Origin of the sequence: Solitalea koreensis (assembly GCF_900182575.1) — a bacterium.
GTDB lineage: Bacteria > Bacteroidota > Bacteroidia > Sphingobacteriales > Sphingobacteriaceae > Solitalea > Solitalea koreensis.
On sequence record NZ_FXSZ01000003.1, the window covers coordinates 291456 to 304811 of the forward strand.

Genomic DNA, 13356 nt, shown 5'->3' on the forward strand with positions numbered 1-13356 from the left:
AATAGTAAGCTTAATGGAGCAAAATAATAATAATGATGCTAAGCAAAAATCGCCTATTCGGCGATTTTTGCTTATTTTAGGGGTAGCCTTTATTTGTGCCTATTTTGTTTTGGGGCTCATGATTATTTTCAAGCCCAATCTGTTTGTGCAATTATCGAAAACCAATAAAATTATTTTAGGATCAGCGATGATTCTATATGGGGCATTTCGTAGTTACAGGCTAATAAAGAAAAATGCTGAGGAATATGAAGAAGAATAAGCATCGTAACTTGAATTGCCGGACGATATTCATTTTGGTAATTCTCATTGCAGGACTAGCAGCTTGCAATAACAATTCTAAAAATTCTGAAGGACCTACAGATACTCCCACATCCGGAAGTATCACCATCTCGGTTGATGAAACTTTTAAACCTTTAGTTCAGGCTGAACTCGACGTGTTTCATGCAACCTATCCTAATGCACATCTTAATACACACTTTAAAACTGAATTTGAGTCGGTTAATGATTTGTTAAAAGATTCTGCTCAGCTAATTATTATACCTCGTGAATTAAGTGCTCAAGAAATGAAAGTATTCCAGGCTATTAATTTAAGCGTGCAAAAGACTAAGTTTGCCGTTGATGCAATTGCTTTGATTACCAATCCTGCTAATTTAGACTCTACTTTTTCCATGAATCAAATACGTGACATTTTTAGTGGAACAGTATCAAAATGGAGCCAATTGGATAAGTCGGGCATAAGTGACGATATTCATGTTGTATTTGATAATGCAAATTCAAGTACTGTAAGATATATAAAGGAAATTGCGGGAGGGAAACCTTTTGATGGAAGTCGATTTTTTGCTCAAGAGAATAATCCGGATGTTATCGAATATGTGGGCAAGCATAAAAATGCGTTAGGTATAATAGGCGTTAATTGGGTCAGCGACAGCGACGACTCCACTGTTACTAATTTTCTACACAAGGTAAGAGTGGCAGCTTTGTCGCCTGAAGTTAATGCACCTGGTGCCGGCGAATATCGAAAACCGTATCAGGCGTATATTGCACAAGGTTACTATCCGCTTGTTCGTAATGTCTATGTAATAATTAGAGGGGGGCGCAGAGGCCTGGGTACAGGTTTTGCACGGTTTATTTGTGGTGACGCTGGTCAAAGGATAGTCTTAAAATCTGGCCTTATACCAGCTACAATGCCAATTCGTGTGGTTGATATTAAAAATAAGAATGTATTTGACAACTAACATTTAAACAATTATGAAAATGATTAAAGGGGCTTTATGTTTCACACTGGCATTTACATTGATAGGGTCATTTGTTTTTGGCCAATCAATAAACGATGCAAGAAGGGCTATAGAAGTTGAACAGTTTGAAAAAGCAAAGTCTATATTAAAAGGACTTACCAGCAATCCAACGATTAGTGCTGAAAGTTATTACTATTTAGGTGATGTATATTTAAAAACCAATGAACTTGATTCAGCAAAAGCTAATTTCGATTTAGGCGTGCAAGCAAATCCAAAGTTTGCATTGAACTATGCAGGTTTGGGTAAGCTCGAATATTTAAATAATCAAGCTGCTGCTTCAAAAGCTGATTTTGATAAGGCAATTTCATTAGCTGAAAAAAAGGATTACAGACCATATGTTGAAGTGGCGAAAGGACTTACGCTTGATGGAGACAAAACGAACGAGCAATCAGTACAATTGGCGATTGCTACTCTAGAACAGGCTAAAAAAGCGAATTCAAAAAGTCCGGAAGTGTATGCAACGCTTGGCGATGTTTACCTAATGAAAAAGGATGCCAATAATGCAGTTTTGAATTATAATAAAGCATTAGAAGTAGATAAGGATTATCTAAGAGCTTATATAGGGCAAGCACAAATTTATAAAGGCGCTCAAAATTATCAGGCCGCCTTAGCTCCGCTTGAAAAAGCGATTGCTATTGATCCAAACTACGCACCAGCTTATGGTTTATTGGCTGAACTTTATTATTCATCAGGTCAGTCTGCAAAAGCAATAGATACCTATAAAAACAAATACCTGGCCTTAACTGATGTTTCTTGCAACTCTCAAACACGTTATGCAACATTTTTGTTTACAGGGAAGGATTATAAAGCTGCAAATCAAGAGATCAGTTCTTTGCTTAAAACCTGCCCGGTTAAGCCGGTTATGTATCGTTTGTTAGGTTATTCAGCCTTTGAAATTGGCGATTTTAAACAAGCATTAGATGCAATGAATACTTTTTTTGCTAAACAAAATCCTCAAAATGTAATCACTTCTGATTACGAATATATGGCAAAGATTTTATCTGCTAATAAACAAGATTCTGCCGCAATTGGTTACCTTAATAAAGCCGTTACAAAAGATCCATCTAAGACAGAGCTTTATCCATTGATAGGTAAAATGAATTTCACAAATAAGAATTATGCAGCATCTGCTCAATCCTATGAAAAATACTTTGAAGTACCTGGGGTTAAGAAAGATCCTGTAAACTATTTGTATTATGGTTTAGCTTTAATGCGTATAGGTCAATTTGTGAAAGCTGATAGTGCATTTTCTGTTGTTAACCAATTAAGCCCGACGTATATTCCCGGATACATTTATAGGGGAGAAGTAAGTGTAAACCTTGACAAGGATAATAAACAAGGATTAGCTAAACCTTATTTTGAAAAGGCAATTGAATTAGGAGAGGTTGATAAGGAAAAAAATGCAAGATATCTGATTGAAGCCTATAAATACATGGCCGATTATTCTTACAGCGTTCAAAATGATGTGAATGCTACCAAAGACTATTTTAAAAAAGTATTAGAGCTTGATCCCAATGACCAACAAGCAAATGATGCTTTAAAAGCTATTGAAGCAGGCACAAAAAAGAAGAATAAATAGTAATATTGTTAATAAGTTAATGAAAAGAGACGGTTTGTTTTAAACTTACCGTCTCTTTTCTATTTTTGTAAAAAATTACTTCCTACGATTATGTTATTATTAGACCAGTTACCGGTAAATTATCTTCCTATTGTACTGCAATTTTTCGTTGCAATTGGATTTGTTGTGGTTACAATGATTGCAACTCACCTAATTGGTCCAAAGCGTAAAACTGCTGATAAATTAATTGCATTTGAATCAGGGGTTGAAGCGCAAGGGAATGCACGTCACCCGTTCTCTGTAAAGTACTTTTTGGTAGCAATTCTTTTTGTATTGTTTGATGTAGAGGTAATCTTTATGTATCCATGGGCGGTTAATTTTCGTGAATTGGGTGCTCAGGGCATGTGGGAGATGTTTACTTTCATGGGCTTATTGTTACTTGGATTTATATATATTATTAAAAAAGGCGCTCTTAATTGGGAGTAGTTTTTAGAATGGTTCTAAACTAAAGCCTTTCATCGTCTAAGAACAATATAAATCTGTTTTTTGTTATAATTTTGACCTTCTTTTCTTAGGAAGGATTACACATACTTCGTACGTTATTATGAGCGAAATAAATATTGTTGATGCGCCTCCAGGCGTAGAGGGAGCAGGATTCTTTGCTACCAGCCTCGACAAAGCCGTGGGTTTAGCACGATCATATTCATTATGGCCATTACCATTTGCAACTTCATGTTGCGGTATTGAGTTTATGGCAACAATGGCATCACATTATGATTTGGCCCGTTTTGGAGCAGAGCGTGTAAGTTTTTCACCTCGTCAGGCGGATCTTTTAATGGTAATGGGAACCGTTGCTAAGAAAATGGCTCCTGTTCTTCGTCAGGTTTATTTACAAATGGCAGAGCCTCGCTGGGTAATGGCTGTTGGAGCTTGTGCTTCTAGCGGAGGCATTTTTGATACTTATAGCGTTTTGCAAGGTATTGATGAGGTAATTCCGGTTGATGTATACGTGCCAGGTTGCCCTCCTCGTCCTGAAGCTATTATTGATGGATTCATGCGCATCCAAGAGCTAGTTCAGAACGAATCATTGCGTCGTCGTGATTCTCCTGAGTATAAACAATTACTTGCAAAATACGGTATCCAATAAAATGTCAGAAGTAACCACTATTAACGCTCAGTCCATCCTCGATAAACTTAAAGCAAAATTTGGTGAGGAAATTTTTGATAGCTCAGAACCTTATAACTTATTGACATTTAGTACTACTAAAGAATCAATTGTTGACGTTATTAAGTTCCTTTATGAGGATCAGGAGCTAAAATTCACCTACCTTACTGATTTATGTGGGATTCATTATCCTGATCAGGAACTGCAATTAGGTGTTATTTACCATCTGCATAGTTTAACTAAAAATATTCGAGTGCGAATTAAGGTGTTTTTACCTCTTACTTCTCCGCGAATTCCAACAATGACCACCGTTTTTCCCGGAGCAAATTGGATGGAAAGAGAAACATATGATTTTTTCGGAATTATTTTCGAGGGTCATCCTGATTTGCGTCGTATTTTGAATGTTGACGATATGGTCGCTTTTCCGATGCGTAAAGAGTTTCCATTGGAAGACCCGAACCGTACCGATAAAAATGATGAATATTTTGGCAGATAGTTATTGCAATTCACTAATAACTATTCACCAATAACAAATAATTAATAATATATAAGCAACATGTCTCACGTAAAACTTGGAGAACAATCTATAGAAAAGGAAACCAATACGCTTAATCTTGGGCCTACGCATCCTGCTACGCATGGTGTATTCCAAAACGTACTGGAACTTGACGGTGAGCGCATTGTTAGTGCAGATTCTACTATCGGATATATTCACCGCGCTTTTGAAAAGATCGCTGAACATCGTCCGTTTTATCAAATAACACCACTTACTGACCGTTTAAATTATTGTTCTTCCCCAATTAATAACATGGGTTGGCACATGACGGTGGAGAAACTTTTAAATATTCAAACTCCAAAGCGCGTTGATTACATGCGTATCATCGTAATGGAGTTGAGCCGTATTGCCGATCATTTGATTTGTAATAGCGTAATAGGGGTTGATTCCGGAGCTTACACAGGTTTCCTTTATGTATTCCAAAAACGTGAAGATATTTACGAGATTTTTGAGGAAATCTGCGGTTCACGTTTAACAACTAACATGGGGCGTATTGGAGGCTTTGAACGTGATTTCAACGCTACTGCAATTGCAAAAATCAAAAGGTTTTTGGTTGAGTTTCCTCCTGTAATGAGAGAATTTGAAAACCTGTTCAATCGTAACAGAATTTTCATTGATCGTTGTGTTGGGGTAACGCCAATATCTGCAGAAAAGGCATTGGGATATAGCTGGTCAGGACCGATTTTACGTGCAGCCGGTGTAGATTACGACGTGCGTGTAATGAGCCCTTACTGTTCTTACGATGAATTTGATTTTGATATTCCCGTGGGAACAAATGGTGATATTTACGATCGGTTTATTGTTCGTAATGAGGAAATCTGGCAAAGCTTACGTTTGGTAGAACAAGCGTTGGTAAAAATGGAGAAGGAGCCTAAAGGTATATTTAACGCTCAAGTTCCTGATTACTGTTTACCTCCAAAAGAAGATGTTTACAATAGCATGGAAGCGCTCATTTATCACTTTAAAATTGTGATGGGTGAAATTCCGATTCCTAATAGTGAAGTATATCATTCTGTTGAAGGTGGAAACGGTGAAGTAGGTTTTTACCTGGCTACAGATGGAGGCCGCGCTCCTTATCGTTTGCACTTCCGTCGCCCTAGCTTTATCAACTATCAGGCGTATTCTGATTTGGCAGTAGGTTGCTTAATCTCCGATGCAATTTTGAGTTTAAGTAGCTTGAACGTGATTGCCGGGGAGTTAGACGCATAATTTTAATTATTGAATGAGCGAGGGATTGAATAAGAAAAGTACTGTACTAGCTCCATATTCAATACTCAATTCTCAAATCTGAAATAAATGTTAGCAGTTAAAGAAATAAAATTTTCGGAAGAGATGCTTAAGCAGGTCGATGAGATCATTAAGCGTTATCCTGAAGGCAAAGAGAAATCGGCTTTACTACCGGTTTTGCATTTGGCTCAGGCTGAATTTGGCTGGTGTAGTACAGAAGTGATGGATCAAGTTGCTTCCGTATTGAACATTAAACCCATTGAGGTGTATGAAGTGGCAACTTTTTATACCATGTTTCATGTTAAGCCGGTTGGAAAATATGTATTGGAGGTTTGCCGTACCGGACCGTGTTGTTTGGTTGGTGCCGAAAAGATCATAAAGTATCTGGAAGATAAACTGGAGATCAAAGAGGGTGAAACTTCTGCCGACGGTTTATTTACGGTTAAAGGTGTTGAGTGTTTAGCAGCTTGTGGTACCGGTCCTGTTTTACAAATTGGCCCTGAGTACACCTTTTATGAACACCTGACCACTGATTCTGTTGATCAGTTATTGGAAGACTTGAAAGGTAGAAAGCAGTAAGCCCAAGCAAAAAAGAATAGTGTTCAATAAAATTCATAAGAACTAAAAAAGTAATAAGTAGAGTAAGGTAGAAGGTTCTCAATACTTACTACTCACTACTCAAATACTTCAAAAAGTATGGCTCAAAAAATATTACTTAAAGATATTGACGTTCCCGGCATCGAAACCTTTGATGTGTTTCGTAAGCAAGGTGGTTATTCGGCGGTTGAAAAAGTGTTGAAAACCATGTCGCCGGAAGATGTTGTGGAAGAAGTTAAAAAATCAGGATTACGCGGTCGTGGTGGCGCGGGTTTCCCTACTGGTATGAAGTGGAGTTTCCTGGCAAAACCTGAAGGAGTGCCGCGTTATTTAGTATGTAACGCTGACGAAAGTGAGCCGGGTACATTCAAAGATCGTTACCTGATGACTAAACTTCCTCATGTTTTGATTGAAGGAATGATCGTGGCCAGCTACGCGTTGGGAGCAAACACATCTTACATCTATGTACGCGGTGAAATGATGCCGCAGATCCGCATTCTCGAAAAAGCAATTGCTGAAGCGAAGGCTGCCGGATTCTTGGGTGAAAATATATTAGGATCAGGGTATGATCTTGAAATTTACGTACAACCAGGTGGTGGTGCCTACATTTGTGGTGAAGAAACCGCTTTGTTAGAATCGCTGGAAGGAAAACGCGGAAATCCACGTATTAAGCCTCCATTCCCTGCAATCGCAGGTTTATATGGTTGTCCAACGGTAGTAAACAACGTTGAATCAATTGCGGCCACCAGCTGGATTGTATTAAACGGAGGTGACGAATACGCAAAAATTGGTATTGGCCGTAGTACAGGTACCAAATTGATTTCTGCTTCAGGAAATATTAATAAACCTGGTGTGTATGAAATTGAGTTAGGGCTTCCGGTAGAAGAATTTATTTATTCTGATGAATATTGTGGTGGTATTGCAAATGGCAAACGCCTTAAGGCAGTAGTTGCCGGTGGATCTTCAGTACCAATTTTACCCGCAAACTTAATCTTGAGAACCGTGAATGGTGAACCTCGATTAATGAGCTACGAATCATTGGCCGACGGCGGTTTTGCAAGTGGAACCATGTTAGGTTCAGGTGGATTTATTGTGATGGATGAAGATGCTTGTATTGTTCGCAATACCTGGAATTTCTCTCGTTTTTATCACCATGAGTCATGCGGACAATGCTCCCCTTGCCGTGAAGGTACAGGCTGGATGGAGAAAATTCTTCACCGCATAGAATATGGCCATGGCAAAATGAGTGATATTGATTTGCTTTGGGATGTTCAAAGAAAGATCGAAGGAAATACAATTTGTCCTTTAGGAGATGCGGCTGCATGGCCGGTTGCAAGTGCTATTCGTCATTTCCGTGATGAGTTTGAATGGCATGTAAATGAGCCTAAAGCAGCAATGGAAGGTAATTATGGTTTAGCGCATTATGCTGATCCGTTGCCAGTTCCTGCAGCTCCAAGTGAATTAGTTAAATAAGATATGCGATGTGAGTATTGATTTGTAGATATTATCACATCCAATTCTCATATCTCATAGCTCAGTTCTATAAAAAGAAAATGTCAGAAAAGTTCAAAGTAACGATTGATAACATTGTAATAGAGGTTGACCCAGGAACAACAATCCTGAACGCTGCACGTATGATCGGTGGCGACATCGTTCCTCCGGCAATGTGTTACTATACTAAGTTACAAGGAAGCGGCGGTAAATGCCGTACCTGTTTAGTAAAAGTAAGTCAAGGTTCTGAAAAAGACCCGCGTCCAATGCCTAAACTGGTGGCTTCCTGCCGTACTACTGTTATGGATGGTATGGTAGTTCAAAATATTACGTCCCCGGAAGTAATTGAAGCGCGTAAAGGTGTTGTTGAGATTTTATTGATCAATCATCCTCTTGATTGCCCGGTTTGTGATCAGGCCGGCGAGTGTCATTTGCAAGATCTTTCATTTGAGCATGGTGCTGAACAAACTCGTTATGAGTTTAAACGCCGCACATTTGAACGTATCGATATAGGTGATAAAATACAGCTGCATATGAATCGCTGTATTCTATGCTACCGGTGTGTGTTTACCGCAGATCAGATCACTAATGAACGTGTTCATGGTGTCTTGAACCGTGGCGATGCTTCAGAAATCAGCACTTATATTACAAAGGCAGTTGACAATGATTTCTCCGGAAACATGATCGATGTTTGCCCTGTTGGAGCTTTAACTGATAAAACCTTCCGTTTTAAAAACCGTGTTTGGTTTACTAAACCTGTGGATGCTCATTGCGAATGCGATAAATGTTCAGGTAAAGTTACGCTTTGGTACAAAGGTGAGGATGTGATTCGTGTTACAGGACGTAAAGATCAATACGGAGAGGTGCAGGATTTCATCTGCAATACCTGTCGCTTTGATAAGAAGAAAACCAGTGATTGGACGATAGAAAAACCAACAGAAATTGATCCTCGTTCGGTGATTTCAGCCAATCATTACGAAATGGAGCACATGCTTCCTGTTATCGATAAAAAAATAATGTAATTCGTGATCTAAATTAGAAATGGAAGCAATCGTTATAGAAAAAATTATCCTGATCACTGTAATTCTGCTACTAAGCTTAGTTATAGCCATGTATATGACCTTGGCAGAGCGTAAGTTTGCAGGTTTTTTACAAGACCGTTTAGGCCCTAACCGTACCGGCCCGTTTGGTATTTTACAACCATTAGCAGATGGTGTTAAGCTTTTTACTAAGGAAGAAATTATTCCGGCTAACGCGAATAAAATGCTGTTTATTCTCGGCCCTTCTCTCGCTATGTTTACTGCTTGTATTGGATCAGCAGTAATTCCTTGGGGGCATGATTTAGTGATTGGAGGCAGAACCATCCCCCTTCAAGTTGCTGATATCAACGTAGGCGTGCTGTATATATTTGGAGTAGTTTCTTTAGGTGTTTATGGTGTAATGATTGGCGGTTGGGCATCTAACAATAAGTATTCTTTATTGGGGGCTATACGTGCTGCATCTCAAAACATCAGTTATGAAATTGCAATGGGACTTTCAATCATCGCTTTGTTGATGGTTACAGGAACCTTAAGCATGCGCGGAATTGCAGTAGGTCAAGCAGGTAATTTATATGGATGGGGCCCTTCAGGTATGGCTTGGAACGTGTTTTATCAGCCTTTAGGTTTTTTGATTTACCTTATCTGTATGTTTGCTGAAGCTAACCGTACACCATTTGACTTACCTGAGTGTGAGTCGGAGTTGGTTGCAGGTTACCACACTGAACACTCAAGTATGAAACTCGGTTTTTACTTGTTTGCTGAATACATCAATATGTTCATCGCTTCAGCAGTTGTTGCAACGCTTTATTTTGGCGGATACAACTTCCCTGGTCAGGATGCTATTGTTGGATCAGTTTCACCGTTTTTGTATACCCTTATTGGTGTTGCTGCATTATTCTTAAAAATCTCGTTCTTTTTATTCTTCTTCATCTGGATACGTTGGACAATCCCTCGTTTCCGTTACGATCAATTGATGAAGTTAGGATGGAATATATTAATACCACTTTCAATTGCCAATATCGTTATTACAGGTATTGTGATGTTTATGGCTGGTAAAGTGTAGTTTTACAGATTAGTTTGATAAAATGGAATCATTAAGTAATAGAAAGAAAGTACTTGAGCAAAAGCCGATGACTTTTATGGAACGCATGTATTTGCCTGCCATATTTCAAGGGTTATCGATTACAATTAAGCACTTTTTTAGAAAGAAGCCTACTATTCAATATCCTGAACAGAAACGTGAATTCTCACAAAACTTCCGTGGAATTCACTCGTTGAAACGTGATGAAGATGGACGTGAACGCTGTACAGCTTGCGGCTTGTGCGCATTATCATGCCCTGCTGAAGCGATAACGATGACCGCTGCTGAACGCAAGCCGGGAGAAGAAGGCTTATATCGCGAAGAGAAATATGCGGCGGTTTACGAAATCAATATGCTGCGTTGTATTTTCTGTGGTTTCTGTGAAGAAGCTTGTCCGAAAGAAGCAATTTACCTTGATGGAGATATTGCTCCTGCGAATTTTGAGCGCGACACTTTTATTTACGGTAAAGACAGATTGCTTGAACCTATTCACAACAAAGTACAAAATTCTTAAATTCGCGGCGTTTAAATCATGACAATAACACAGTCTTTATTCTATTTTCTGGCATTTGTGGCCATTTTCTGCTCACTATTAGTGGTGTTGGCTAAGAATCCTGTACACAGTGTACTGTATTTAATCATTACTTTCTTTGCATTTACGGGGCACTATATATTACTCAATGCACAGTTTGTGGGCATTGTAAATATAATTGTGTACGCCGGGGCCATCATGGTTCTGTTCCTGTTTGTGATCATGTTGCTTAATTTCAATGAAGGAACCGAAACCCATAAACCGAACCTGGTCAAATTCGCAGGAGCCATTACCGGCGGATTGGTATTGGTTGTATTGGTAGCTTCATTACAAACCCTTCAACAGTCAAATCCTGTTAAGCTTAACAATGCAGATATTGGGCTTGTTAAAAACCTGGGAAAAGTATTGTTTAATGAGTTTCTTTTACCATTTGAAGTTGTTTCTATCCTCTTCCTATCGGCTATGGTTGGAGCAGTATTATTAGCAAGAAAGGAGAATAACTAATATGGAAAACATTACTCAGGCTATTACACTGGTTCCTATTAACCACTATATCTTATTTAGCACAATCATTTTCATTATTGGCATCATAGGAGTTCTAACACGTAGAAATGCAATTATTGTTTTTATGTCGATAGAATTGATGTTGAATGCGGTGAATTTGTTACTTGCAGCTTTTTCCGCTTACAGAGGAGACGCGTCAGGGCAAATATTCGTATTCTTTATCATGGCTGTTGCAGCTGCAGAGGTTGCAGTAGGCCTTGCCATTATTGTTATGACCTATCGTAATACGAATTCGATTGATATTAACTTTTTAAACAAACTGAAAAATTAAGAGTACAGGTTTTAGCTCCTAACAAATTTAAAACTCATTACTTAAAACTTATTACTTAAAAATAATGGTAGAATCATTCGCCTGGCTGATACCAGTACTTCCCTTAATCGGATTTCTGATCAACGGTTTGGGCAATAAAAATATTCCAAAAAGCTTGGTCGGCATTCTTGGCAGCGCTACGGTATTAGGCGCTTTCATTATTAGCTTGATGATTTTCTTTCAGGTAAAAGCCGATCCATCACACGGTCCTTTCATTGTAACTCTTTTCGACTGGTTTTCGGTTGGAACAATGAAAATTGCTTTTTCATTTCAAATTGATGCACTTTCTTCAATCATGCTATTGATCATTACGGGTATTGGGTTCTTAATCCACCTTTACTCGATCGGCTATATGCATGATGATGAAGATTATGCACGTTACTTCGCTTACTTGAATTTGTTCGTATTCTTTATGTTGCTGCTTGTATTGGGCGCCAACTATTTAATTATGTTCATCGGTTGGGAAGGCGTAGGTTTATGTTCATACCTATTGATTGGATTTTGGTTCAAAAACACCGAGTATGCAAGTGCTGCAAAAAAAGCATTCATCATGAACCGTATTGGTGATTTAGGCTTCCTAATTGCCATGTTCATGATCTTTAGCACATTTGGTACGCTTAATTATACAGAGGTATTCTCTCAGGCCTCAACATTTTCTGTCGGAAATGGAACCCTATTAACAATCACCTTATTGTTATTTGTTGGAGCGATGGGTAAAAGTGCTCAACTTCCGTTGTACACTTGGTTGCCGGATGCCATGGCCGGTCCAACGCCTGTATCGGCCCTGATCCACGCTGCTACCATGGTAACTGCGGGTATCTATATGATCGCTCGTTCTAATATTCTGTATGCATTGTCGCCTGTTTCGTTGGCAGTAGTAGCTGGTATAGGTTTGGCAACAGCCATCTTCGCAGCTTCAATCGCGCTTACACAAAATGATATTAAAAAAGTGTTGGCTTACTCAACGGTGAGTCAATTGGGTTATATGTTCCTTGGTTTAGGAGTAGGTGCTTTCACCGGCGCATTTTTCCATGTATTGACTCACGCTTTCTTCAAAGCTTTATTGTTCCTTGGCGCCGGTAGCGTTATTCATGCAATGAGCGGCGAACAAGATATTCGTAAGATGGGCGGTTTGAAAAAGCATCTCCCAATTACTTACTGGACAATGCTGATGGGTACCATTGCAATTTCGGGTATTCCTCCGTTTTCAGGCTTTTTCTCCAAAGATGAAATCCTTGGACATGCTTTTGCCATTAGTCCCACCATTTGGGCTATTGGAGTTGCCGGAGCGTTGATGACAGCCTTCTACATGTTCAGAATGTTTTACCTTACTTTCCATGGTGAATTCCGCGGAACTGAAAAACAATTGCACCATTTGCATGAATCACCTATTACCATCACTTTGCCATTAATCATTCTTGCTATCCTTTCGGTAGTAGGAGGTTTCGTGGGTGTTCCTGAAGTTTTAGGCGGATCACATGAGCTTGGAGAATTCCTTGCCCCTGTATTTGCAGCTTCCGCTTCCTTGGTGCCTCATCATCATACACCGGAAATGGTAGAATACATCTTAATGCTTTCATCCGTAATTGGTGTTACCATATCTATTGGCTTTGCTTACTATACTTATGTGAGTAAGAAAGTTGTTCCCGCACCTGATTCAGTAATGCGTGAAGGAATGTCAAAAGCATCTTATAATAAGTTTTATGTAGATGAAATTTATGATGCAGTATTCAAGCGTCCATTAGATGCTTTATCACAGGTATGCTATAAAGTTGTCGACAATGCTTTTATTGATGGAATTGTTGAAGGATTCGGGCAGCTAACTCGTTGGAGCGCTGGTCAAGTTCGCTTGTTACAAAACGGAAATGTAGGTAGCTACCTGTTTATGATGGTAGCCGGTATTATTTTAATCTTGGTTTTAAACCTTTTGATATTTTAAA

At 38.9% G+C, this 13356-nt stretch carries 15 protein-coding genes; all 15 read left to right on the plus strand.

The window, feature by feature from the left end; translation table 11 throughout:
• Positions 1-13 precede the first annotated feature (13 nt).
• The 15 genes from FN756_RS06735 to nuoL all read left to right on the plus strand — a co-directional run bounded on the left by FN756_RS06735 (position 14) and on the right by nuoL (position 13355).
• Complete coding sequence (locus FN756_RS06735) at positions 14-259, plus strand: hypothetical protein (RefSeq protein ID WP_142602630.1); 246 nt, start codon at positions 14-16, stop codon at positions 257-259.
• Positions 246-1235, plus strand: coding sequence for a PstS family phosphate ABC transporter substrate-binding protein (locus FN756_RS06740; RefSeq protein ID WP_185955207.1), 990 nt, complete (start codon positions 246-248; stop codon positions 1233-1235). The genes FN756_RS06735 and FN756_RS06740 overlap by 14 nt, the downstream gene beginning before the upstream one ends.
• Before the next feature lie 13 nt (positions 1236-1248).
• Complete coding sequence (locus tag FN756_RS06745) at positions 1249-2874, plus strand: tetratricopeptide repeat protein (protein WP_142602634.1); 1626 nt, start codon at positions 1249-1251, stop codon at positions 2872-2874.
• A gap of 90 nt (positions 2875-2964) precedes the next feature.
• Positions 2965-3339, plus strand: a complete 375-nt coding sequence (locus FN756_RS06750; protein ID WP_142602636.1) for an NADH-quinone oxidoreductase subunit A — start codon at positions 2965-2967, stop codon at positions 3337-3339.
• 118 nt (positions 3340-3457) lie between these two features.
• Positions 3458-4000: an NADH-quinone oxidoreductase subunit B gene (locus FN756_RS06755; RefSeq protein ID WP_142602638.1), complete on the plus strand. Its 543-nt coding sequence runs from the start codon at positions 3458-3460 to the stop codon at positions 3998-4000.
• Between the two features lies 1 nt (position 4001).
• Positions 4002-4514, plus strand: a complete 513-nt coding sequence (locus FN756_RS06760; protein WP_142602640.1) for an NADH-quinone oxidoreductase subunit C — start codon at positions 4002-4004, stop codon at positions 4512-4514.
• A gap of 60 nt (positions 4515-4574) precedes the next feature.
• Positions 4575-5783: an NADH-quinone oxidoreductase subunit D gene (locus FN756_RS06765; RefSeq protein ID WP_142602641.1), complete on the plus strand. Its 1209-nt coding sequence runs from the start codon at positions 4575-4577 to the stop codon at positions 5781-5783.
• 87 nt (positions 5784-5870) lie between these two features.
• Positions 5871-6380 (plus strand): NADH-quinone oxidoreductase subunit NuoE family protein, encoded by a 510-nt coding sequence (locus FN756_RS06770; RefSeq protein ID WP_142602643.1) that lies wholly within the window; start codon positions 5871-5873, stop codon positions 6378-6380.
• A gap of 117 nt (positions 6381-6497) precedes the next feature.
• The gene (gene nuoF / locus FN756_RS06775; RefSeq protein ID WP_142602645.1) at positions 6498-7871 is read left to right on the plus strand and encodes an NADH-quinone oxidoreductase subunit NuoF; all 1374 of its coding nucleotides are present in this window, start codon (positions 6498-6500) and stop codon (positions 7869-7871) included.
• 80 nt (positions 7872-7951) lie between these two features.
• The gene (locus tag FN756_RS06780) at positions 7952-8911 is read left to right on the plus strand and encodes a 2Fe-2S iron-sulfur cluster-binding protein (protein ID WP_142602647.1); all 960 of its coding nucleotides are present in this window, start codon (positions 7952-7954) and stop codon (positions 8909-8911) included.
• A gap of 19 nt (positions 8912-8930) precedes the next feature.
• Positions 8931-9992, plus strand: coding sequence for an NADH-quinone oxidoreductase subunit NuoH (gene nuoH, locus FN756_RS06785; protein WP_142602649.1), 1062 nt, complete (start codon positions 8931-8933; stop codon positions 9990-9992).
• A 22-nt stretch (positions 9993-10014) separates the two neighbouring features.
• On the plus strand, positions 10015-10524 hold the full coding sequence (locus tag FN756_RS06790) for a NuoI/complex I 23 kDa subunit family protein (protein WP_142602651.1): 510 nt from the start codon (positions 10015-10017) through the stop codon (positions 10522-10524).
• 18 nt (positions 10525-10542) lie between these two features.
• Positions 10543-11046 (plus strand): NADH-quinone oxidoreductase subunit J family protein, encoded by a 504-nt coding sequence (locus FN756_RS06795; protein WP_185955208.1) that lies wholly within the window; start codon positions 10543-10545, stop codon positions 11044-11046.
• A gap of 1 nt (position 11047) precedes the next feature.
• Positions 11048-11377, plus strand: coding sequence for an NADH-quinone oxidoreductase subunit NuoK (gene nuoK, locus FN756_RS06800; RefSeq protein WP_142602653.1), 330 nt, complete (start codon positions 11048-11050; stop codon positions 11375-11377).
• Between the two features lie 64 nt (positions 11378-11441).
• The gene (gene nuoL / locus FN756_RS06805) at positions 11442-13355 is read left to right on the plus strand and encodes an NADH-quinone oxidoreductase subunit L (RefSeq protein WP_142602655.1); all 1914 of its coding nucleotides are present in this window, start codon (positions 11442-11444) and stop codon (positions 13353-13355) included.
• Position 13356 lies beyond the last annotated feature (1 nt).